Genomic DNA, 21,947 nt, shown 5'->3' on the forward strand with positions numbered 1-21,947 from the left:
AGACCTTCACCGGCTGCGTGGCCGGCTCGGCGGGGTAGGCGAAGTACGCATCCGTCGTGCCCGTTTTCACGTCCTGCAGGGCCTGTTGCGGGTCGGCCGCTTTCCGCCCGCCCATGGCCGTCGCGATGCCATCCGAGATCAGCCCGGAGGCGTCGGTGTAGGTGAAGGACATGGCCGCGGTCTTCTGGGCGTCCTCGCTGGCCGCGGATGAGGAGTTGCTGAGGTAGACCAGGCCGAACACGATCGCCATCAGCACGGGAATCGCCAGGGTGGCGATCCAGAAGCGGCGTTTTTTCACGGTGCGGGTGAATTCGAACCCGACGACGGTGCCGAGGTTGTGACCGGCGAAGGGTYGCTTGGGCGTGGGCGGCGGGGTGGCCGGCGCCGGGGCGGGGGAGGGGAGCTGCGTGGAGGTTTTCTGTGTCATGGGGTTTTTATGCCTCCGCCATGTCGTGGGTTTCGCCGTAGACCTTGATGAAGACCTCGTCCAGGGACGTCCTGGCGGTGGTGAAGGACTTCACGGCCACGCCGTGGGCGATGAGCTCGCGCAGGACCGCCGCTTCGTCGGCGCCGGGTTTGGGGGAGAGCTCGGCGTGCCCGCCGCCGGCACTGACAATGTCATACAGGGCAGACGAGGTCAGGGTCCCGGTGTAGGTGAGCCGGTAGACGGTGCCGCCGAACTGTTCCTGGACCTCGGAGACGGTGCCGTAGGCGCGGGAGGTCCCGTCTTTGAGCAGGATCACCCGGTCGCAGAGCCGTTCGACTTCTTCCATCTGGTGGGTGACCATGATGACGGTCGCGCCGGCGAGTTTCTGGTCTTCGATGATGTCCATCAGCAGGCGCCGGTTGACCGGGTCGAAGCCCTTGGTCGGTTCGTCCAGGATCAGCAGTTCGGGGTCGTTCATGATGGTCACGCCGAGCTGGATTTTCTGCTGCTGCCCGCCGGAGAGCTTATCCAGCCGGGTGGTGGCCTTGTCGGCGAGGTCGACCCGTTCCAGGTAGTCCCGGGACCAGGCTTTCGCCCGGGTCTTGTCCAGGCCCTTGAGCCGGCCGAAGTAGACCATCACATCCAGCACGGACTCTTTCTTGTACAGGCCGCGTTCCTCGGGCAAATAGCCGAGGCGGGCCCCGTCCTGGGGGGTGAAGGGTTTGCCCCCGATGTGCAGGGTCCCGGCGGTTGGCTGGTAGATACCCAGCAGCGCCCGGAGGGTCGTTGTTTTGCCGGACCCATTGCTGCCGAGGAACCCGAAGGTTTCCCCGGCCCGGACATCGAAGGAGAGGTCTTTGATGACCGTCGCGTCTCCGAAGTCCATCCGGAAGTCTTTGATGTGTACCAGCGGCTCGGTGGCCGTGTCCCCCAGCGTCATGGCAACACTCTAACCGGCGTGCCGTCGCCAGTGAGGAACCGGCCCGGAGGCGGAAGCTGGCGGGGGGTCATTAGCCTGCCGCCTGCCGTCCGGAAGCCGGTGGTCCACCGCAGCTCTCCGCTGACTGGGAACGGGCCGGCTAACGACTGGAGATGACGGCCCCACCACAGTACGGCTGTCAAAAAGCGAAAGCAAAAACTGCCTAAAATTCAACGAACAAGTGCTATTCATTCAGTTGAATGATTGCTAGAATGGACGTAGCAGGTCAGCCGGACGAACGAAACCAATTGAGATACGAAACCAGGTGCTGAAATGACCATCACCATCTACACCAAGCCCGCCGGGTGCTTCGGCTGCACGAAGACGAAGCAGAAGTTCATCGACGCCGGCGTCGCCTTCACCGAGGTCGACGTGACCACCAACCAGGCCGCCTTCGAGTACATCACCGAAGAGCTTGGCTACTCCCAGGTGCCCGTCGTGGTCTACGACAAGGAGAGCAGCGAAGACCACTGGTCAGGGCTGATCCCGGTCAAGATCGCCCGGGTCATCGAGATCGAAGCCGCCGTGCGTCAAGGTGCCTTCACATGAGTCGCGGGGATAGCATCACGGTTATCGGCAACGTCACCGCCGACCCTGAGCTGCGGTCCACGGCATCCGGGACGGCCTTCGCCCGCTTCACCATCGCCTCCACCCCCAGGACCTTCGACGCCGGCACTGGAAAGTGGATCGACGGGGAAACACTTTTCCTGCCCGCCACGGCATGGCGGGGCATTGCCGAACACGCGGCCGCGTCCCTTACCAAGGGCATGCGCGTGATCGCCACCGGCGCCCTGAAGCGCCGTTCCTTTACGACGACGGCGGGGGAGGCGCGCACCGTCGTCGAGCTCGAGGTCGAGGACATCGGTCCGTCCCTGCGCCACACCACCGCGGAGGTCACGCGTACCGGTCCCGGCCCGGAACAGGACGAGGAGCACCCGCCGGACAGGTTCAGCCTGTCTCCCCGGGACTACGGGGACGACGATGCGTGGTTCGGCCTAGCAGCCAATCCCACCGGTAATATCGACGTCCCGTCCCCCGAGACTGAGCCGGCCCTCTAGATGGCGCGCATCCCGGCCTCCGGAGAAGGAGTTCAGCTGGCCCGGTGTCGTGCTGGCGTTGGCAGGTGTGTTCCCGCTGGTTTTCTACCCCTCCGGCTCGTTCTGCTGGACCGGCTCTCAGGAGCCACGCCGGAACCAAAGTATTCATGAGCGGGGCACTGCGTGAGGGAAGATCAACGGGATGAAGAAGATCGCGGCATTCACGCCGTATTTCACAGAGGACGAGGCCGGGCAGGTCCGTGCGGCGTTCCTGGCCGCCGGTTACCTGGAGGGGGACGCGTCCGTGTCGGACTTCATCGTGCGGGCCACGATGCGGGAAGTGAAGCGGCTGCAGCGCCGCCACAACGCCGGCCGTGCATGGGCCCCTGTCCGGGCCGGCGGACTGCGCCGCGGACAACGCACCAAAGATGAACTGAAACACCGGAACGAGGGAACCTGATGATGGCACGACGGACCGAGGACACCGACGCGCCGCCGACGCTCATGGCTGGTCCGGCGCTGCCCAGGATGCTGACGCTGGATCAGGTGAAGGAGGTCCTGAACGTCAACACGCCTTTGGTGTATGCGCTGGTGCGCAGCGGGGAACTGCGGGCCGCGCAGTTCGGCGGCCGGAACGTCTGGCGCGTCCGGGAAGATGACCTGCTGGCCTACATCGACGCCGCGTACGAGAAGACCGCGCACCGGATCGCGGCCGGGCAGATCCCCGAGGAAACCACCGCCGAGGACTGACCCGCCTGGGGTTCCCTGGAACCGGTGCTGGGGCAGAATGAATGCATGTGCGGCAGATACGTGATGTCAAAGGCGACCGGTGATCTCCTGAGCCACTTCGAGGCCAAGGAAGTTGAGGGCAGCCTGCCCCCGCCGAGCTGGAATGTAGCGCCCACGCAGGACGTCCCGATCATTACCGAGAAGCTGGATGAGGACTCCGTGGAGCGCCGGCTCCTGATTGCCCGCTGGGGTCTCGTTCCGTCCTGGGCCAAGGACATCAAGATCGGTTCGAAGCTCATCAACGCGCGCAGCGAATCCATCCTGGACAAGCCCTCGTTCCGCAAGGCAGCCATCACGCGGCGCGCCCTGATTCCGGCCGAGGGATATTACGAGTGGGAGAAAACCGAGGACGGGAAGAAGATCCCGCACTACTTCTATTCCGAGAAGAATGACCTGCTCGCCTTTGCGGGACTCTACGAGTTCTGGCCCGACCCGTCCCTGCCGGAGGATGACCCGCACCGGTGGCTGCTCAGCTGCACCGTGCTGACCACCACGGCCCACGATTCCCTCGGCCACGTCCACGACCGGGCCCCGGTCATCGTCCCGCCGGAGATGTACGGGGCCTGGCTCAACCCGGGCACCACCGGAAAGAACGATGTGCAGAAGCTGTTGGACGCGATGCCCGAACCGGTCCTGACGCCGCGGGTAGTGACGGACCGGGTGAACAGCGTCCGCAACAACGGACCCGAACTCCTTGATCCGCCCACCTGACCCCGCCGGGCCTCCCCTTCGAGGGGGCAGCAGGGAACACGTTGAGGCAAGACAACGCTGATTGGCCGCCACCCGAAGGTTGACGGCCAATCAGTGGGTGCGGTGCACCCGCTTGCGGGTGTTCTTTGTGGTCCTTGGCTGAAGAACGCCGGCCCTCACCCGGGGTGTGCCGGGCGCACCGTCTTGGACCATGGGGAAGGACCCCGCCGCTCCTTAGGACTGTGTGGTCGCGGTGTCCAGGATGTCGTCACCGTGCGGGGGAGTGGACGCCTGGCCTGCGGTCTGTGAGGCGGAGGTTTTCCGCCGGCGGGTGACGGCCCCGGGTTCGAGTCCAAGCTTCTTGAGCTCCTCGGTGCTCCACCCGTCCTTGGTGGCCCGGACGTATGAGCGCTTGGCGTCGCGTTCAGCATCCGCGAGTTGTTCCTTGATTTCAGCGACCCGCTGCCGGGCCTTGACCAGCTGCGTGACGGATTCGATGCGCGAGTCGAGCAGCGCGCGGGCCTGGGTACGTGTCTTTTCAATGTCGAGGTTCGCCATGCCTCCACCCTAACCACCACATCCCCGAGTCCATGGGACGAACCGCCGCGGAGACAGCGATCCGGAAAAATGCCGGAGCAAGCTATACATTTACACGGGTGTAAATGGCGTGTCGCTCACGCGCCTTTGGCGGTTTGCTTGGCACACTCGTGGGTGTGGTCCTCGGTTCGGGGTCGCTGCGCTGGGCTTTTTGAGGGGATGGGGGAGTGCTTTGTCTGAGCTGAATGAGTCCCGTCCGCGGCTGTCCAAGCGCCGCCGGGAGAATTCGCCGGCGGGGACGAAGAAGCGCCGCGAGGTGTGGGTGACCGCCGGGGAAGAGGCTGCGTTGGTTGCCCGGGCTGCCCGGGAGAAAGTTACTGTCCCGAACCTGCTGGTCACCGCGGCCCTGTCGGAGACTGCCGAGACACCGACGGAGCGGAAGGCGGCTATGGCGGAACTGATGGCCCTGCACACGCTCCTGGCGCGGGTGTCGAACAACGTGAACCAGATCGCCCGGCACGCGAATGCCGGGGATGAGTTCCCGCAGGACGCGAAGGCTGCGCTGGCGTATGTGCGTGAGGTCGCGATGCGGATTGACCGGACCATTGAGGGGCTGATGTAGCCGGTGATTCCCAACATCACCCGCGGCTCCAGGATGTCCGGACTGCTGCTGTATCTGGCCTCGACGGATGCGGACAAGACGAAGAACTCCCACACGGATCCGCACCTGGTGGCCGGGGATGCGGCAATCATGGCCTGGTACGACGACGGCGTCCTGGACCGCGATGACGCCGTCGCGATCGCGAAGCACCTGGACCAGCCCCGGAAGTCGTTTGGCGTCGAGATTCTGCAGAAGGATTTCCGCTGGGACGCGGCATCGAAACAGCGCGTGGAGAACGGCCGCAAGCGCGCTGATGTCTGGCACTGCTCGCTGAGCCTCCGCGCCGAAGAAGGCGCCCTGACGGACCAGCAGTGGGGAGACATTGCCAACGACTTCGTCGACGCCATGGGCTTCACCGAAACCAGCGGCAAAGCCCAGTGCCGCTGGGCCGCGATCAACCACGGCACGAGTGAGAACGGCAACCACCACATCCACATCGCAGTGTCCCTGGTCCGCGAGGACGGCACCAAAGCCTCCACCCACGGCGACTACAAAAAGGCCCAGCAGACCTGCCGCGCCCTGGAGACCAAATACGGCCTCGAAGAACTCTCTTCCATCCACTCAACCCGCGGCTACGACCGCGCCGAGAAGGCCACCGCCGTCCGGGACGAGCGCGAAATGCACCGCTCTTCCCTGGCCCGTAAGGTGCGCGCCAGCGCCAGCGCCTCAGCAACTGAAGCAGAGTTCGTCCGCAGGGCCCGCGACACCGGACTGCTCGTGCGGCCGCGCTACGCCAAGAACACCACCGACGTCGTGGTGGGCTACTCCGTGGCCGAACGCCCCGCCCGGGGAGAACGGCCGATCTGGTTCGGCGGCGGGACCCTCGCCTCCGACCTGAAACTCGGGGCCTTGCGTGAGGAATGGCCCGACACCCCGCAGCTGGCATCGGAAGCCGCAGCGGAATGGAATGCAGCGGCCCGGAACAGGCGCACGGTGTCCAGGACCGGGCCCGAGCATGCAACGCCGCCGGCGGAAATGTGGGTGGAATACACCCGCAACGCGGCCGCCCTGGCGGACCAGCTGCGCACCATTCCGCGTGATGATCACGCGATCTGGGCGAAGGCCGCCCGGGACGTCTCCGGGGCGTTCGCGGCATGGTCCTACCGGCTTGAACCGAACCCCGGGCCGCTGGCGGCCACCGCCGCTGAACTGTCCCGCACCGCCCAGCTGCGCGCACCACGACAGCACAGCAAACCTGCCGGCCTTCCGTCGATTGCCGGTTCTGCCATGTTGTTCATGGCCGCGTCGAGCAAGGACAAGACGGCCGCACAAACAGCGCTCATGGTGCAGCTGATCAACACCGCCTTCGCCGTGTATGAAATGCATGCCCAGTCCGGGCGGACCCGTGAAGCCCAGCGCATCCGTGCCGTGGTCGAGGAGCGACTGGCCCCGTTTACCGCGACGATGCCCAAGACGGTCGTGGTGGGTGCCGGGCAGCAGCCGGCCCCCGAGGCCGCAGTGGCGCCGAGGGCGATCGACATCGCCCGGCGCGGCATGGTCCCCATCCGCCCCGGATCAGTACTGCCCACGACGCCAATACCGGCGGCGCCGGCGAAGACTTCCCAGCCCGGCCGGCGCGACGCCGGGCCGGGCCTCGACCGATAAAAACCACCACCAACTGCAAGGGGAACACGATGAGTGAATCAGATGGCATCGATGACGTCCTGGACGGCGGACTGCGGCAGTCACTGATGATCGCCTCACGCATCGCCGAGACACTGGCCCGCCGGCGCCAGGAGAGCCAGCGCCAGCTCGAACACCAGGACGCCCAGGCGGCGCACGAAGCCCGGGCACGCCTCGCTGCCGAACGCAGCACCGCCCACGCGGCGCTGGCACCCGTGGCGAAGGACCAGTGGTGGGACGAAGCACAGCCCGGCGATATCGCCACGGCCCACGCCGTCGCGGAAGGCTGGAAGGACCACGATCCGGCCGCCCTGGCAGCCTCGGAGAAGATCCGCCGGGAAGTGCTCACCCGCTATGGCATCGACACCCACGATGTCGGCGCGGACGCCGCCTACCTGGAATCAGGGATTCAGACCATCACCGCCGGGAAGGCCCGGCAGGATGAGCTGGCCCGCAGCCAGGAAGAGACACGTATGGCGGCCATGGAACATGGGAAGGCCATGGGCCTGCTCGCAGCGGCCCGCGCCGAAGAACTCCGCGCCCAGGCCGCCAAGCTGGCCCCGGAGATGGCACGCCACCAGGTACCCGTCGAGTACCTGGCCGACCCCGAACTCGCCCAGGCATTGCAGATTGTCCACACAGCCAAGACCCCCACGGCGCTGGAGGCAGCCGACGCCACCGTGCAGGAACGTCTGTTCCTTATCGGCAAGGACGGCATCAACGGCCCCGACATCGACCAGCTCCGGAAAGAAACCACAGCGAACATCAACGGTGCCGGCGACTCCCACTTCGAGGATCCCGCGTTCGTGAAAGCCGCCAGAGACATGCACGAAGCCAAGCTCCTGGCCGAGGGCGGTTTCAGAGGCTCCGAACGGACGCCCATGGAACAGCGGTATGAACGCGCCGAGAAGGAACTCTTCGCCCGCTTGGAAGGCGTAGGCCGCGAGATCGAGAACCGCATTATCGGCAACGACAGCAGCCGGCTCAAAGACCAGGGCCTGAAGGCAGAAACCTCGTCGGCCGTCGGCTACGGCTCAGCCGAACACCACGAGAAGTTCGCTCAGTCCCTGGAAAGCAGCGGTGCCAACGAAACCCAGATTCGTGGCCGCCTTGCTGCCGCGCGCAGCGAAGGCACCCACCCCATCGCAGCCGTAACAACGGGCAAAGCAGCTAAGGCCAGAAAGTCCCGCACCGGGGCAGCGGTCGGGTCCGAGAGGGGCAAAGGCGGCCCTGCCCGCTGAGACTTGGGCGACGTCTTAAGATCACCCGGCGCGGGAGGTCTGAAGGTCCTTCATTGCTGGTGGCTCCACAGCGGACGGCTACTATCGCCCGTAGTTACGGTTGGTGCAGGCGACTCCTGACAATGGCGCGAAGGGGCTGAGCGCGGGCCAGGGTGGCGCGTTGAGTGACCGCCGCTGGGTCGGCGGCATCAATACGGAACTGACACGTTCGATGAGACAGCCAGGGCCATTATTCGTCTCATCCGACCCGTCGGTTCTCACGTCAAAGCCTGAGACTAAGGTGAGAACGGAAAGACCCCGATGGTCGAATTCTCCCGCGGCATCACTAACCCACGGGTGCGGCGCCGAAACTGAGAGATTTCGCGCGGGCAAGCCGCTGCATCCGCGGCGCGCTCCGTCGGACACGGGCCGCTCTCCGTTTGAGAGTTCGCCGGTTATTCGCGCCGTTCGTGTGTCTGTTCGTAGGGGACACTAGCGGTGACGGCGACGGTGTAGGCGGTGTAGCTGTGTTGTGTGACCAGGATGCCGTGGCGGCGGTCCTTCATGGCGTGTTCGCGGGCGATCTCCACGGCGTCATTTAGGTCGTTTTCGACGGTATCCGGGTCCGAGGCGGTGATCTCCAATACGAGGTCCGAATGGCTTCTGATCATCGTGCTCTCTTTCTCGGCGGGATGTACCGGGCTCGCCGTCGGCCCAGGTTTCCGGAGCGGGCGCGCCCGGGGCAAGTGGTGGTTCAAGGGGTATTCCGGGATTTCTTTGATGCGGCAGTGGTTGGCGGAGTGCACGCCGCCTGCTTTAGTTGCGGGTGTATGCAGCCCAACTTTTCCCTACGGGTGTACCAGCATGACGAGGGCGACGATGGTTCCAAGCGCGCAGATGATCCAGCGCAGGGCGTTTTGCGGGATCTGTCGGGCGAGGGTTCCTCCAATTGCTCCGCCAACGTATGACGTGACCAGGAGAATTGCGACCAGGTCCAGGCGGGCCTGCCCGGAGACGAGATAGATGATGACACCTGCTATCACCACAAGTAGTGATAGCAGGCTCTTCAGCCCATTCAGATGTTGGAGATGGTCGCTGATGTAGATTCCCAGCACTGCAAGCAGCAGGACGCCGAGGCCGGCGCCGAAAAAGGATCCATAAATCGAGGCCAGAAATACCGCCAGGTAGAGAGCTGGGCCGAGTTCGTTTCCCCTCGTTCCTGACCGAGCGCGGGCTTTCGTGACCAGCGTAGCCAGCTGGGGCTGTATTGACAGGAGCACACAGGACATGAGTATCAGGTAGGGAACGACAGCCTGAAAGGTAGTGGACGGAGTTATTAGCAGCAGGAGGGCACCCAGTATCCCCCCGATGATCGTCGGCAAGATCAGGAATCTGAGTCGATTCTTTTGGAGCCCGAGTTCACGTCTGTACGCAACCGCACCCCCGGCATATCCGGGAAGCAGACCGATCGATGAGGTGATGTTCGCGGTTATTGGTGGGAGGCCGGCCGCCAGAAGGGCGGGAAACGTGAGCAAGGTCCCTCCTCCTGCGATGGCGTTGGCCGCCCCGGCCAAGAGCCCTGCGCCCGCGACGAGAGCCGCTTGTATCAGCACGGCGCGCCACCGGCGATCTCCTTAAGGAGATGATCAGCCATGGTCATGAGGTTTCGCCTGGATTTATTGTCCAGAGGCCAAACTGCTGCTGCGATGCTCATGGGCCAACTCCGTTGTCGATCGAACACGAATGTGTGAAGTTCCTGCACACTATCATGTGTATACATCTAATGCAATGAATACTTTGAGCGCAGAAGGGTCCAGGAGACCCGGCGGTGCCTGACGGTTCGCGGCTACCCGACCCGATGGCTTCCTCCTCCGGAGAATCGTTCCGGGGCGTTGGTAGCCTAGAAGCGCTGCGTTTAAGACAGCGACAAGGTCAGGATGCGAGGCTTCCCTGGAAGTTCGCGTCGCTCCCTGGGCTAAACGGTCCAGGTCAGAGAATCGAAAACACGAGAACATGCCTGAAAAAGCGACCAGCCCGATCCTGAGTGCAGCGGACGAATGCTACGCCGCCCTGAGAAGAATGATTCTCGAAAAGGAGCTGCTGCCGGGGGAACGACTCTTCGAGCCTGAGCTGAGCGCCACACTGGGAGTCAGCCGAACGCCATTGCGCGAGGCCGTTCGCCGCCTCCAGGGCGACGGGCTGGTGACGCTGATAGAGCGGGGGGCGATCGTATCGAAGCTTTCGACCGACGCCATCTACGAGTTGTTCCTTTTCCGGGCCGCGCTGGAGGGATTTACGGCTGAGCTCGCTGCCGGCAGGCAGCAGCGGGGTGAGCTTGCGCCTTCGCAGATCGCTGTTCTCCACCGGCTTCGGGGCGAGGTTGAAGACAGTGCCGATCCCGGGGCAACAGCACAGACAAATCTGGAGCTGCATCGCTACATTGCGGAATTGTCCGGCAACCAGTTTGCCGTTGATGCTCTCTCCCGGGTCTGGGACATAATCTCGATTTCGAGCGAGCGGAACATTGCAGATCCGCTGTGGCGGCGCGCCATCGATGGGCACCATCATGAAATTGTCAGCGCGATCGAGGCCGGGGATGAAGCGAAAGCCCGGGCCAGCGCAACGGATCATGTCAAGGCTGCCGCTGACACATTCCTGAGACACGAAAAAACTGCGTCAGCGGGGTAGGTGCGACTGCTCGGGGTAGCTTTTGCGCGCACCGCGTCCAGATGGCACCCGGCCGTGGCTGATTCTCGTATACCGGAGGCGCGCAGTCCGTGGCCAAGCCGGGATGCTCCTGATCCTTCTGGCATGCGATCAGAACCTCCGGCACACCGGATCGGCCGTGAATTCGGTGATTAAGGGTCCGCCTCTTGACTTGTATTGGATGTATACATTACATTCAAGTTGTAGGCGTGATAGAGGCCACAGTGGAGACTGTGGATCATCCGCCGACGAACAACCCCCAAGTTGACACCAGCGTTGGGCGGAGAGGGAGGACCAGAGTGGGCGTTGTAGACGATACCTATGCCAGTCTCCGCAGCATGCTTGTTTCCGGACGCTTTAAAGCGGGCGAAAGATTGCCCGAGCCGGAACTGGCGACAGCCCTGGGTGTTAGCAGGACACCCTTGCGGGAAGCCTTGAGAAGCCTGCAGTCGGAGGGGCTGGTAACGCTCTCCGGGCGGGGCGCAACCGTGACACGTACCTCTCCACGAGAGGTCTATGGTCTCTACCTGTATCGGGCCGTCCTCGAGGGGCTCACCGCAGAACAGGCCGCACAACGAAACAGCGATGGCGAGTTGGCGCCGTCCCAGATCGCAACTCTCTGGCGACACGTGAAGTCTGTGGAAGAGGCGGAGAGTGACGCATCACGTGTGGAGTCCAACATCAGTCTGCATCGTTACATTGCGGAACTATCGGGCAATAAATCGGCCCGTGAAGCCCTTTCACGGGTCTGGGCACAGATAGCACTCACGAGTGCTCTGAATCTGACGAGTCAAGCATGGCGTGGCGAAATGCATGACCAACACAGGGAAATCGCTGAAGCAATCGATGCCGCGGATCCTCGGCGCGCCTTTGAGGCCGGTCGGGCACATGTGCAGACGGCCGCAGAAGTCTTCCGGCGCCTGACGCCCGACTCCTAGGCGACGCCGCGCCTGGCCGGCTCGAGATTATGACCTCCTAAAGCCAGCCCTGCACGGGCTCTATCAACGTCTGACCCCGCGCGCCGGTCTCGCGCGCCTCCATGGGGCTTCAAAGCTGTGCCCACGAGCCTCAGCGCGCCCGCCTCTATCGCCGGTCTTAGCACCACAAGTCCCTATCTACCGGAAACCCAAAGGAGAACAATCATGAACATCCCTGCTTCCCTCTTGTGGGAAACAGAACCTGTACAGGTCCCCGTATCAGGCCAGTCAAAGTCTTTTCCTGTCCGCCGTGTCTACTGCGTAGGCCGCAACTATGTGGACCATATCCGGGAAATGAAAGAGGGCAACGAGCGCGATGCTCCCTTCTTCTTCCAAAAGCCGACTGATTCCATCGTTGCCAGCGGCGCAACGATTCCCTATCCACAACTCACCCAGGACTTCCAATTCGAAGGAGAACTCGTCGTGGCCATCGGCGAAGGCGGGGCCAGTATTCCGTCCGACAAGGCCGAAGCCCACATCTTCGGTTACGCCGTCGGAATCGACATGACCCGGCGCGACCGGCAGAAGGAGGCCTTCGCATCCGGGCGGCCTTGGGAGATCGGCAAGTCATTCGACCACTCTGCACCCTGCGGTGAGATCACCCCTATCGATGCCTGCCCTTCAATCGGGGCCGCCACCCTCTCGCTCTCCGTCAACGGCGAACAGCGGCAACGGACCGGGCTAGGGCTCATGATCTGGAACGTCGCCGAAATCATTGAGAACCTCTCCCAGCATTACAGGCTGGAACCAGGGGATCTGATCTTCACGGGCACCCCGGCCGGAGTAGGAGCCGTTTCCGAAGGCGATGTCATCCGAGCCGACGTCACGGGCCTGAGCGCACTGGAAGTGACAGTGGCATGAGCGGAATCCAGATGCTTCCGACAGACCGCATCAAGTACACCCCGATAACGAAACGGCCAAAACTGAGTCTGCCCGGGAACGCCCGGCTTGCCGTTTGGCTCATCGTGAACATCGAGGAATGGTCAATCCTCGAAACCATGCCCCGGACCGTACTGACGCCCCCCGCCGGTGGCCAGCCGACCCCGGATATCCCGAACTGGGCATGGCACGAATACGGCAACCGCGTTGGCTTCTGGAGGCTGCTCAAGACCATTGACGAATTCGCCGTGCCGGCAGTGCTCGCGATCAACGGCAAGGCAATTACGTCCTACCCCGAGATCGCAGACGCAGCCCTGGAACGTGAGTGGGAATTCATGGGGCACGGATACTCGCAGAAGAACATGCAGAAAGTAGACGACGAGCGCCTCGACATCCGTCGGACAACCCGACAGATCGAGGGCTTCACGGGGAAGCGGCCTCGTGGATGGCTGGGTCCCGGCCTGACCGAGACCTGGGAAACGCCGGACATCCTCGTTGAAGAAGGCTACGAGTATGTGTGCGACTGGGTGCTCGATGATCAGCCGGTACTGCTGCAGACGCGCACAACACCCATCGTCAACATCCCCTACACCCAGGAATGCAACGACGTCGCGATGATGCTCATCCAACACCATCAGGCCAGCGAATACCACCAGCGGGCAATCGATCAATTCGACCAGCTCTACCAGGATTCGGCCGACGCAGCGCGGGTCATGGCCCTTGTAGTCCACCCCTACATCATGGGCGCACCCCACCGGGCGAAGTACTTCCGGAAAGTCATTGAACACATCAGCCAACGCCAGGACGTTGTATTCACCACCGGAGAACAGATCCTGGACTGTTTTTCCACCAGCGCCGCTCCCGCGCTGATCACGACGGCCTAAACAGCACGTCAACTTCGATAGATAAGGAAAGTATCACCATGGAATTCATCACAGCCGGCGCCAATCCCGACGAGATGCCCTTCATGCCTGCCATCGTCACCAAAGGCGGAACAGCGATCTGGCTATCAGGTGCAACGGCCTTCCCCCTGGTCCACAAGCACCCCCACGACCCTGCCGAGCTCGCCGTCCCCAGCGGTGTTGCGGCCCAGACCCGGGCCTGCCTGAACAATCTGAAAACCGCGCTGGAAGCAGCGGGTGGCAAGGTGACGGACATCGTGGAAGTCACCATCTACAACACCGAAATGGACGCCCAGGACGAAGTCAACGAAGCCTACATGGAATTCTTCGGCGACCACCGCCCAACGCGAACGCACCTGGGCGTGAACAGGCTAGTCGGCGCCGAGTTGAAGATCGAAATCAGCGCCCACGCCGTTCTGGAATCGGCCTAGCACTCCGGCAGGACTGACTCTACGCCGCACTTCCTGGCAAGTGCGACACAACACCAGATCTCGAAAAACTACAGGAGGTGCGGCGCTATGAGCGGCGAAAAAATCTACACACTAGAGGACAACCCGGCTACAAAAGCCTCGGTCATTGAATGGACCGGGCTATCCCCCATCGCGACAAAAGACCGGCACGGAAAACCATGGCACGTCGGCGGACTCTGGTTCGCCGCCCAGCTCGTTCCCACAGCGCTCTTCCTGGGCGTGCTGGGCGGACCTTCAGGACTGGGACTCAGCTACGGGGCGGCGGCCGGAGCAATCGTCCTCGGCAACATTCTGGGAGCTGCCGGACCGGCCGCGATGAGCCTGACAGGCCCCAAAACCGGACTGCCCCTTCTGGCCCAGGCCAGGGTTCCCTTCGGACGAGCCACAGGAATCGTGGGTATCCTCGCAGCGATGACCAGTGTGGCATTCATTGCCCTCGGAGCCATCTTTGGAGCCGAAGCCCTGCAAGTGGCCTTCGGACTACATCCCACAATTGCCGTATTGCTGGTCTTCGCCCTTGAAGGGCTGATCAGCGTCGCCGGATATCGCATCATGCATCTCTTTGAACGGTCCACGGCCATACTCGTAGCCGCCGGATTCGTATTCATCAGCATCATCGTCCTGGTCAACCTCGCAAGTATCCCTGCTTCGGCCACTTCAGGCTCAACATCCAGCGTCGGCGCCTTCTTCTTGATGGCGGCGATCAGCTTCGGATTTGCCTTCGGTTGGGCTCACAACGCACCGGACTACTGCCGCTACCTGCCCGCCACAACCTCCCGTCCCAAACTCTTTTGGGCCACCTTCGGCGGCATCGCACTGGCATGCATCTGGATGGAACTCCTCGGACTCACAGCCAGCACAATGCTCAGCGATTCTGCACCCATGGCCGCGATCAACACCTTGGTCGGCGGCGGAGCAGTTGGGGTATTCATCATGGTCGCGATGTACCTTGGTGTTGTCGCAAACGCCACAGTGGCGCAGTACTCTGCCGGACTCCAAATTCTAGGCGCTGGCGTTAAGCTGCCACGACCGGTAGTCACGGCAATCGTCGCCGCCTTCGCATTCGCCCTCACCCTTTACCTGCAAAGCGGGAACCTTGCCGACAAATTTACGAATGTGCTGCTGCTCGCAACGTACTGGGTAGGGCCGTTCATCGGGATATGGCTGATCCTGTGGATCAGCAAACCTGACCACGAAGCGTTCATGCGCACCGCAACGACTCCTGTTGCCCGGCTGCATTCCGGCCGACCCGCCATCATTGCCCTGGTGGCCGGCTACCTCCTATCGCTACCGTTCTCCAGCACAGCCGTTGGCTCAGAACTCGCAGAAAGCCACAACCCCGCAGCGCTATGGGTCGGGTCCATCTCCCGGGGAGTACTTGACGGCGCGGACCTTGCCTATCCCATCGGACTGATCTTCGGCGCCATCATCTATCGTCTCCTCACCCGCAAAACGGCTATCACCGAACCGTCAGAACCCTAGGAAATTCCAATGCATGAATACATCGACGCAGGTCTCGACGCCCACTGGTCCACGACACTGGCCGACGTCACGGGGATGCCAAAACCTCCGTTCGCACCGCTCGTCCGGACCTCGGGAATCACCATTTACCTTTCAGGACAGACCTACCCCATCATCGGGTCCAACAACCCTGTCCCCGCAGCCGAAGCCGACCTGGAGGAACAGACACGGGCTTGCCTGGAAAACATCGACAATCTCGTCCGGGCAGGCGGAGGGACCCGAAACGACATCGTTAAAGTCACGATCTTCAACACACGCATGGATCAACAGGACGTAGTCAACGCCGTCTACACGGCATTCTTCAACACACACCGCCCGACGCGCACACATGTCGAAGTCTCCCGGCTCGCAGACCCCAACCTGCTCATCGAGATCGAAGCCATCGCCGTCGTGGAACGGTAGTCCTGCCAACGGATACCAAGCCAGAAGCTCCCCGGCCCGGCCGACACACGATCTGCCGGCGCGTGCGCTTCTCAGCCGCCAAGTAATCAAATCACCACCCCTCACGAACAAAGGCCCACCATGAACAGACGATCTCTGTTCAGCCATGGTTCTGAATGAGACGGCCCTGGACATCGTCCGGGACCGTCTCATTCACCACGTCCAACGGTGAGCCCCGGAACTGGTCCCGGCTAAAGGAGAGCAACTGACATGGGGAAGTACAGGTCCAACGAATGGAGCCGTCTGGTGGGCGAAAAAGTAGAAATAAGGAAGCCAGGAACTCCACCGCTAAATGGCCTGGTCGACGCCGCCACGTCCGACAACTCCGTCCTCTGGCTCGCCCAGCACGGTATCGAGGCCAGGAAAATGGTGGAAGCCACCGAAGGCTACGTAGTTTGGCTGGAGCCGCAACAGTACTTCACACACTGCCAGCCGTGCGAACAGGACCTCCCTTATTTTTTGGCTTTGGCAGAGAGCGATGTAGGGGAGTGCCCGCCGATCTGACGGGGACATGCTTTGCTCGCTCAACGAGTTCTAACTCGACAGTCGATTGAACTACCAGCTTCGCCTGACACCCATGGCACTGGAACACTGGTTCGACCCATCATTTCTAACAACTCAAGTTTCGTATCCCCGTTCTCAGGGGCCGGCTAACGAGCCTTGTAGACGTCCGCACGGTGCTCGATGCGGTGGACATACAGGGTGTGCTCTTCGATATCGAGGTTGAACAACACGCGGTAGTCACCACGGCGTGCGGTGCGCAGGCCGAGGAGTTCATTGGTGAGGGGCTTGCTGAGCCGGTGCGGATTATCGGCCAGGACACCGGTAACGAATTCGACGATTGCGGCGGCAGCCTTCTCCCGCAGCCGGCGAAATCCCTTCAGCGCGGGGATGGTGACTTCGACTTTCCACGGCCCTTGCTCGTTGGATGGTTCCTCGGTCACCTCGGCGGGGCTAAAGACCGCGCGGGATGCGACGGGATCGTGCTATGTCATCCGCGGGGAGGAGACACAGGTCATCGGGGCACTTGCCCGCCTGGGCGACCCCGCGGACGCGACCCTCATCCTTCCCGGAACCCACACCAAGTGGCTGCGCGTGGCCGACGGCGAGATCGCCGACTTCGCCACAGTCATGACCGGCGAGCTGCACGCGGCGTTGCTGGATGCGACGATCCTGGGTGATCCGGTTCGCAGCGCCGATGCGGCCGGCGTGGCCGACAACGAGTCGAACGCCGAGGCGTCCGACTCCGGAGTGGCGCACTCGCTCTCCCATCCCGGTCAACCGTTCGCTGCGCGCCTTCAGCGCCCGCACCCGATATCTCTCCGGTGAACTGGCCCCCGCCCGCATCTCGCATTACCTGTCCGGTCTGCTCATCGGCGACGAGACTGCCTGTACCTGGCGACCCGGGCACTGGACCCGACAGGCAAAGGCAGGGCACGATGGGCCTCACGGTGGAAGCTGGCCCTGAATGCCTTCGCCATCAGCTTCGATGGAAGAATCAACTAAATGCCAACGGTGAATCCACCGTTAGACGGACACTCCCGCATGAGTGTTTAGAGGAAACCGGCGGCCTTGCTTGACGTCTTAGTACCGTGAGATGTATTTGTCCGAGGAGCGGAAGAGGGCCGGCCACCAAGTCGGCCCTTTTTCGTTTAACCACACAGTCTCGAACGGCGATGCCGGAGGGTCACCCCCAGCACCATGACGATGTGTTTGGGCCGTCCGTGGACACAGGCCGAGGGCTTCGCAGACGCAGGTCTGTTCCTTTCCTCAGGCAATGATGTCCAGGGGGTGCCTCAGAAGCTCGGTGAGGGTCGCGAGGAACTGTGCGGCGAGGGCGCCGTCGATGATTCTATGGTCGGCGGAGAGGGTGTATCGCATCCGGTGGCGGATTTCCAGGGCACCGTCGATGGCGACGGGCTCGGGCTGTGCAGCGCCCACGGCGATGATCGCGCCTTCGGGCGGGTTGATGATCGCGGTGAACTGCTCGACCCCGTACATGCCGAGGTTGCTGATGGTGAAGGTGCCTCCGCTCATGTCAGTGGCGCTGAGTTTGCGATCCTTTGCGAGGCCGGCGAGCCGGTGGGACTCAGTGGCGATCTGGGACGCTGTCTTCTGATCGGCGTCAGCGATCACGGGCACGACGAGCCCTGTGCTTGAGGCGACAGCCATTCCAATGTTCACGCGCCCGTGCAGGAGGGTCTGTCCGCGATTCTCTGGAGAGTACGACGCGTTGACCTCTGGGTGCTTCCGCAGTGCGATCGCGCATGCGCGAACGAGGAGGTCGTTGACGCTGATCTTGGCGCGCCCGGTTGATTCGATGTGTGCGTTGAGATCAGCGCGGAGAGCGAGCAGTTCTTCGACATCAGCGATGGATGTCACGTAGAAGTGGGGTGCAGTGCTGCTGCTTTCTGTGAGGCGGCGGCTGATCACCTGGCGGGTCTTGTCAAACGCCACCACGGTGGACTGCCGGGCATCGGTTGACCCCACCGGCCCGGCTGTTGCAAGCGCTTCAGCAGGGGCAGCCACGGCATCCGACGTAGGTACCGGCGACTGACGCGCCAGGGCATCCTCGATGTCGGCGCGGACGATCCGACCGCCGGGGCCGGAGCCTGTGATGTGCTGGAGGTCGATAGCTCTTTCGCGGGCGAGTCTGCGCGCGAGGGGTGTCGCGAACAGGCGCTGACTGTCAGCGGTGTTCGGTTTGGTGCGCTCCGTTGTCGTCTCATCTGTCTGGGCCGACGGCGGCGGGGCGTCGACCAGCCCAGCGGGCGCGGGAGGTGTGCCAATGGTGGAGGGTTCGTTTCCCTCGCCGATGACGGGGCCTTGTAGAGTATCAGTCCCGCTGGCGTCGGCCTTTGACTCTTTGGGGCTGCCGTCGTCGAGGTGGGCGATGATCATGCCGATGGTGGCCTGCTCGCCTTCCGGGACAAGGATGTTGTGGAGTACTCCAGTGTCGTAGGCCTCGTATTCCATGCTTGCTTTGTCGGTTTCGATCTCGACGAGGATGTCGCCGATGTCGACCCGGTCGCCGGGCTTCTTGTGCCAGACGGCGATGGTGCCTTCTTCCATGGTGTCGGAGAGGCGTGGCATGAGGATGTTGATCATGAGGGTGTCCTTCTAAGGGCGGAGGGAGACGGCGGCGAGGGTTTGCCGGATGGCGGTGGCGGCGTCTTCGGCGGAGGGCAGTGCCGCGGTCTCCAGTGGCTTGGAGTAGGGGAGGGGAACTTCGGCCATGGCGACGCGGCGTACGGGGGCGTCGAGCCAGTCGAAGGCGCCGTCGGAGATTGTCGCGGCGATCTCGGCTCCGATGCCGTAGGTGAGCCAGTCGTCTTCGAGCACGACGGCGCAGTGGGTCTTCTTTACTGAGGTGATCACGGTCTCGCGGTCGAGAGGGCGGAGGCTGCGCAGGTCGACGACCTCGACGTCGATGCCGTCGCTCTCGGCCAGCCTCTCGGCGACCTGCAAGGCGACGGCCGCCATCCGGGAATAGGCGACGACGGTGATGTCGGCACCCTTGCGGGTGATGGCGGCGCGCCCGATCTCCGCGGGGGTGTCGTCGTCGGGGACTTCGCCTTTGGTGTTGTAGAGGGCCAGGTTCTCGAGGAACAGCACGGGGTCATCGTCGCGGATAGCGGCCAGTAGCAGCGCCTTCGCGTCGGCTGGGCTCGAGGGGGCGACGACCTTCATGCCGGGCACGAAGGCGTAGTACAACTCGATGTTCTGCGAGTGGGTGGCGCCGAGTTGCTGTCCGCCGCCACCGGGGGTGCGGATGACGAGGGGTACGCGCGCCTGACCGCCGAACATCCCGTAGATCTTCGCGGCGTGGTTGACGATCTGATCCAGCGCCAGCAGGGAGAAGTTGATGGTCATGATTTCCACCACTGGGCGCAGGCCCAGCATGGCGGCGCCGATGGCGGCGCCGGTGAAGCCCTCCTCGGCGATGGGGGTGTCGCGTACGCGCTTCTCACCGAACTCCGCGAGCAGGCCGGCGGTGATCTTGTAGGAGCCCTCGAACACACCGATCTCCTCACCGAGGAGCAGCACGTTCGCGTCGCGCAGCATTTCGGCGCGCAGGGTGTCGTGCAGGGCCTGCCGGTAGGTCATGATGCTCATGCTGATGCTCCGATCGTCGGGAAGGGTGCCGGTTCGAACAGCGGTTGTCCGGGGAGGCGCCGCGAATCGTTGGGCACGCCGGTGGCGTAGGTGTAATCGAAGAGAGTGTCGACCGACGGGTGCGGGCTCGCCTCCGCGAAGGCGACCGCATCCGCGACCGTGCACATCGCCGCGGCGTCGATGTCAGCGATCGCCTCGTCCGACAGCAGATCCCGCTCGGCTAAGCGGGCGGCGAAGGCGGCGACGGGGTCACCTGCCTTGAGAGCTTCGGCCTCCTCCTTGGTGCGGTATTTCGCCGGATCGACTACGGAGTGGCCCTTTAGGCGTTCGCTGACCGTCTCCAGCAGGAACGGCTTACCCGACCGAGCACTCGACAAGGCTGTGAGGGCTGCTTCGCGTACGGCGACCGGGTCGCTGCCGTCGACGCGTGCTGACGCCATCCGGTACGACGCCGCCCGTTTGTACAGCTCGGGCTCACCGGACGCCTTCGCCACTGTGGTACCCATCCCGAGGCCGTTGTTGACCACCACGTAGACGATTGGCAGATCCCACAAAGCGGCGATGTTCAGGGACTCGTGAAACGCGCCAATATTCGTCGTACCGTCGCCCATCACACAAACCACCGCTTCGGAGCCGCTACGGTAGTCGATTGCGAGGGCCGCTCCCGTCGCGAGCGGCACCTGCCCGCCCACGATTCCATAACCGCCGAGCAGCCTGGCATCCAGGTCGAACAGGTGCATCGATCCGCCCCACCCCTTGGAGACACCGTCGCTGCGGCCGTAGAGCTCCGCCATGATCCGTCCCGGCGCGATGCCTCGCCCGATCGCATAGCCGTGCTCGCGGTAGTTGGTGAACAGGTAGTCGCTGGGCTCCATCGCTGACATGAGGCCCGTAACGGTCGCCTCCTCACCGAGGTTTAGGTGGCAGTAGCCGCCGATCTCGGCTTGCGTATACGAGCGGGCTGCCCGCTCCTCGAACCGGCGGATCAGCACCATTTGCCGGTAGAAGTCGAGAAGGACGTCGCTCTCGACTGGCGGGCCTTCTGCCGGAGCAAGCGAGGCGGGGGCGCTCCCCTTCGGGGGGTGGGTGGATCTACGTGTGGCCATGAGAAACTCCTGCACCGCGCTCTTCTGGAGCGCGGCCTTGTCGATCGCCCGGGCTGATGACCGCGCAATAAATGAAACTAATACGTGTCATTATAGAATAGTTGTTGACGGCCTCGAGTCACGGGGTCCGTGAATGAAAGGGCCGCCCATGAGCGACATCTCCTCGAGTGCCCCCCGGAAGAGAGGCCGGCCGACAGCGGACGAGCGTGAGGAGCGCCGAGATCAGATCCTCGACGCGGCGGTCGCGCTGTTTGTATCGAGTGGTTACGGAGAGGCTACCGTCGACGAGATCGCCGCAGCGTCCCGCGTCACGAAGCGAACTATCTACACATACTTCGGCGACAAGGCCGAAGTGTTCACGGCCGCCATCGAGCGGTTCCGCAGTCGCGCACTTGCCGATCTTGAAACCGAGGCGGAGACGCTCCAGGATCTCGCCGCCCGCGTTGTCTTCGTTCTGCACTCTGACGACGCAGTCGGCCTGCATCGACTGATGATCGGCGAGTCCGCACAGTTCCCCAATCTGGCCCAACGCTTTTACGACAGTGGGCCGCAGGGCTACATCGCGCTCTTGGAACAGCATCTCTCGCACCGGGGCAATGCCCCGGAGGCCGCGACGGAGTCGGAAGCTCTGTTTGGGCTTCTCCTCGGCGAGCCGCACCGACGACGTCTCCTCGGCCTGGCGCCGGCACCTACTCGAGAGGAGGCACGGGACTACGCGGTGCGTATCACCACCCTTCTCGGGCATTCCGAGACTGCGCCCGAGATGACTTAACCGTCCGGTCTCAGAACTGCAGAGATTGAACGCCGCGTCACAGCGTCCGTTCCGGCATGATGCCCGCTAAGTGTTGCAATCACCGCAAGAACCC

General features: G+C 63.2%; 26 protein-coding genes and 1 pseudogene. 18 read left to right on the forward strand and 9 right to left on the reverse strand.

What is annotated here, in order from left to right; genetic code table 11:
• Positions 1–427: pseudogene (locus AB4089_RS16895) on the reverse strand (ABC transporter permease); the annotation flags it as partial.
• 7 nt (positions 428–434) lie between these two features.
• Positions 435–1,367: an ABC transporter ATP-binding protein gene (locus AB4089_RS16900; RefSeq protein WP_441410429.1), complete on the reverse strand. Its 933-nt coding sequence runs from the start codon at positions 1,365–1,367 to the stop codon at positions 435–437.
• A 312-nt stretch (positions 1,368–1,679) separates the two neighbouring features.
• Here AB4089_RS16900 and AB4089_RS16905 point away from each other — a divergent pair, with 312 nt between their 5' ends.
• The 5 genes from AB4089_RS16905 (at position 1,680) to AB4089_RS16925 (ending at position 3,943) form a co-directional block, all read left to right on the forward strand.
• Complete coding sequence (locus AB4089_RS16905) at positions 1,680–1,955, forward strand: glutaredoxin family protein (RefSeq protein ID WP_441410430.1); 276 nt, start codon at positions 1,680–1,682, stop codon at positions 1,953–1,955.
• Entirely contained in the window at positions 1,952–2,464 is a 513-nt protein-coding gene (gene ssb, locus AB4089_RS16910) for a single-stranded DNA-binding protein (RefSeq protein WP_441410431.1), read from the forward strand. The genes AB4089_RS16905 and ssb overlap by 4 nt, the downstream gene beginning before the upstream one ends.
• A 181-nt stretch (positions 2,465–2,645) precedes the next feature.
• Positions 2,646–2,903, forward strand: a complete 258-nt coding sequence (locus tag AB4089_RS16915) for a ParB family protein (protein WP_441410432.1) — start codon at positions 2,646–2,648, stop codon at positions 2,901–2,903.
• Positions 2,903–3,193, forward strand: a complete 291-nt coding sequence (locus AB4089_RS16920; protein WP_441410433.1) for a helix-turn-helix domain-containing protein — start codon at positions 2,903–2,905, stop codon at positions 3,191–3,193. Before AB4089_RS16915 ends, AB4089_RS16920 begins: the two co-directional genes overlap by 1 nt.
• A gap of 45 nt (positions 3,194–3,238) precedes the next feature.
• Complete coding sequence (locus AB4089_RS16925; RefSeq protein WP_441410434.1) at positions 3,239–3,943, forward strand: SOS response-associated peptidase; 705 nt, start codon at positions 3,239–3,241, stop codon at positions 3,941–3,943.
• Between the two features lie 213 nt (positions 3,944–4,156).
• Here the strand turns inward: AB4089_RS16925 and AB4089_RS16930 are convergent, their stop codons facing one another.
• On the reverse strand, positions 4,157–4,480 hold the full coding sequence (locus AB4089_RS16930; RefSeq protein ID WP_441410435.1) for a hypothetical protein: 324 nt from the start codon (positions 4,478–4,480) through the stop codon (positions 4,157–4,159).
• 211 nt (positions 4,481–4,691) lie between these two features.
• Between AB4089_RS16930 and AB4089_RS16935 the strand changes: the two genes are divergently transcribed.
• The 3 genes from AB4089_RS16935 to AB4089_RS16945 are packed head-to-tail and all read left to right on the forward strand — an operon-like array spanning position 4,692 to position 7,984.
• Complete coding sequence (locus tag AB4089_RS16935; RefSeq protein WP_441410436.1) at positions 4,692–5,081, forward strand: MobC family plasmid mobilization relaxosome protein; 390 nt, start codon at positions 4,692–4,694, stop codon at positions 5,079–5,081.
• Positions 5,082–5,084: 3 nt separating this feature from the next.
• Positions 5,085–6,725 carry a relaxase/mobilization nuclease domain-containing protein gene (locus AB4089_RS16940; protein ID WP_441410437.1) on the forward strand — a complete coding sequence of 547 codons (1,641 nt, stop codon included), beginning with the start codon at positions 5,085–5,087 and terminating at the stop codon, positions 6,723–6,725.
• Between the two features lie 29 nt (positions 6,726–6,754).
• Complete coding sequence (locus tag AB4089_RS16945) at positions 6,755–7,984, forward strand: hypothetical protein (protein WP_441410438.1); 1,230 nt, start codon at positions 6,755–6,757, stop codon at positions 7,982–7,984.
• A 434-nt stretch (positions 7,985–8,418) separates the two neighbouring features.
• On the opposite strand, the gene AB4089_RS16950 is transcribed toward AB4089_RS16945, so the two are convergent.
• On the reverse strand, positions 8,419–8,634 hold the full coding sequence (locus tag AB4089_RS16950; RefSeq protein WP_441410439.1) for a hypothetical protein: 216 nt from the start codon (positions 8,632–8,634) through the stop codon (positions 8,419–8,421).
• 177 nt (positions 8,635–8,811) lie between these two features.
• The gene (locus AB4089_RS16955; RefSeq protein WP_441410440.1) at positions 8,812–9,576 is read right to left on the reverse strand and encodes a sulfite exporter TauE/SafE family protein; all 765 of its coding nucleotides are present in this window, start codon (positions 9,574–9,576) and stop codon (positions 8,812–8,814) included.
• A gap of 400 nt (positions 9,577–9,976) precedes the next feature.
• Here AB4089_RS16955 and AB4089_RS16960 point away from each other — a divergent pair, with 400 nt between their 5' ends.
• From AB4089_RS16960 to AB4089_RS16995, 8 genes are all read left to right on the forward strand, one after another.
• A complete protein-coding gene (locus AB4089_RS16960) occupies positions 9,977–10,651 on the forward strand; it encodes a GntR family transcriptional regulator (RefSeq protein ID WP_441410441.1) in 675 nt (224 codons plus the stop codon).
• Between the two features lie 317 nt (positions 10,652–10,968).
• On the forward strand, positions 10,969–11,607 hold the full coding sequence (locus AB4089_RS16965) for a GntR family transcriptional regulator (RefSeq protein ID WP_441410442.1): 639 nt from the start codon (positions 10,969–10,971) through the stop codon (positions 11,605–11,607).
• 204 nt (positions 11,608–11,811) lie between these two features.
• Entirely contained in the window at positions 11,812–12,507 is a 696-nt protein-coding gene (locus AB4089_RS16970) for a fumarylacetoacetate hydrolase family protein (protein WP_441410443.1), read from the forward strand.
• Positions 12,504–13,409, forward strand: a complete 906-nt coding sequence (locus tag AB4089_RS16975) for a polysaccharide deacetylase family protein (RefSeq protein ID WP_441410444.1) — start codon at positions 12,504–12,506, stop codon at positions 13,407–13,409. Before AB4089_RS16970 ends, AB4089_RS16975 begins: the two co-directional genes overlap by 4 nt.
• A 38-nt stretch (positions 13,410–13,447) precedes the next feature.
• On the forward strand, positions 13,448–13,858 hold the full coding sequence (locus AB4089_RS16980; RefSeq protein ID WP_441410445.1) for a RidA family protein: 411 nt from the start codon (positions 13,448–13,450) through the stop codon (positions 13,856–13,858).
• Positions 13,859–13,945: 87 nt separating this feature from the next.
• Positions 13,946–15,379, forward strand: coding sequence for a purine-cytosine permease family protein (locus AB4089_RS16985; protein WP_441410446.1), 1,434 nt, complete (start codon positions 13,946–13,948; stop codon positions 15,377–15,379).
• Positions 15,380–15,388: 9 nt separating this feature from the next.
• Positions 15,389–15,820 carry a RidA family protein gene (locus tag AB4089_RS16990; protein ID WP_441410447.1) on the forward strand — a complete coding sequence of 144 codons (432 nt, stop codon included), beginning with the start codon at positions 15,389–15,391 and terminating at the stop codon, positions 15,818–15,820.
• Positions 15,821–16,105: 285 nt separating this feature from the next.
• A complete protein-coding gene (locus AB4089_RS16995) occupies positions 16,106–16,363 on the forward strand; it encodes a hypothetical protein (protein ID WP_441410448.1) in 258 nt (85 codons plus the stop codon).
• A 146-nt stretch (positions 16,364–16,509) separates the two neighbouring features.
• Here the strand turns inward: AB4089_RS16995 and AB4089_RS17000 are convergent, their stop codons facing one another.
• Complete coding sequence (locus tag AB4089_RS17000) at positions 16,510–16,803, reverse strand: type II toxin-antitoxin system RelE family toxin (RefSeq protein WP_441410449.1); 294 nt, start codon at positions 16,801–16,803, stop codon at positions 16,510–16,512.
• Here AB4089_RS17000 and AB4089_RS17005 point away from each other — a divergent pair.
• Complete coding sequence (locus AB4089_RS17005) at positions 16,784–17,188, forward strand: 2-dehydro-3-deoxygalactonokinase (RefSeq protein WP_441410450.1); 405 nt, start codon at positions 16,784–16,786, stop codon at positions 17,186–17,188. The genes AB4089_RS17000 and AB4089_RS17005 overlap by 20 nt on opposite strands.
• Before the next feature lie 441 nt (positions 17,189–17,629).
• On the opposite strand, the gene AB4089_RS17010 is transcribed toward AB4089_RS17005, so the two are convergent.
• Genes AB4089_RS17010 through pdhA form a run of 3 tightly spaced genes read right to left on the reverse strand, consistent with a single transcriptional unit; the run spans position 17,630 to position 21,081 of the window.
• Positions 17,630–18,967 (reverse strand): dihydrolipoamide acetyltransferase family protein, encoded by a 1,338-nt coding sequence (locus tag AB4089_RS17010; RefSeq protein ID WP_441410451.1) that lies wholly within the window; start codon positions 18,965–18,967, stop codon positions 17,630–17,632.
• A gap of 12 nt (positions 18,968–18,979) precedes the next feature.
• Positions 18,980–19,975: an alpha-ketoacid dehydrogenase subunit beta gene (locus tag AB4089_RS17015; protein WP_441410452.1), complete on the reverse strand. Its 996-nt coding sequence runs from the start codon at positions 19,973–19,975 to the stop codon at positions 18,980–18,982.
• Positions 19,972–21,081: a pyruvate dehydrogenase (acetyl-transferring) E1 component subunit alpha gene (gene pdhA / locus AB4089_RS17020; protein WP_441410453.1), complete on the reverse strand. Its 1,110-nt coding sequence runs from the start codon at positions 21,079–21,081 to the stop codon at positions 19,972–19,974. Before pdhA ends, AB4089_RS17015 begins: the two co-directional genes overlap by 4 nt.
• A gap of 148 nt (positions 21,082–21,229) precedes the next feature.
• Between pdhA and AB4089_RS17025 the strand changes: the two genes are divergently transcribed.
• Entirely contained in the window at positions 21,230–21,853 is a 624-nt protein-coding gene (locus tag AB4089_RS17025) for a TetR/AcrR family transcriptional regulator (protein ID WP_441410454.1), read from the forward strand.
• Positions 21,854–21,947: the final 94 nt, after the last annotated feature.

It is taken from the genome of Arthrobacter sp. 2MCAF15, assembly GCF_052115605.1.
Lineage (GTDB): Bacteria > Actinomycetota > Actinomycetes > Actinomycetales > Micrococcaceae > Arthrobacter.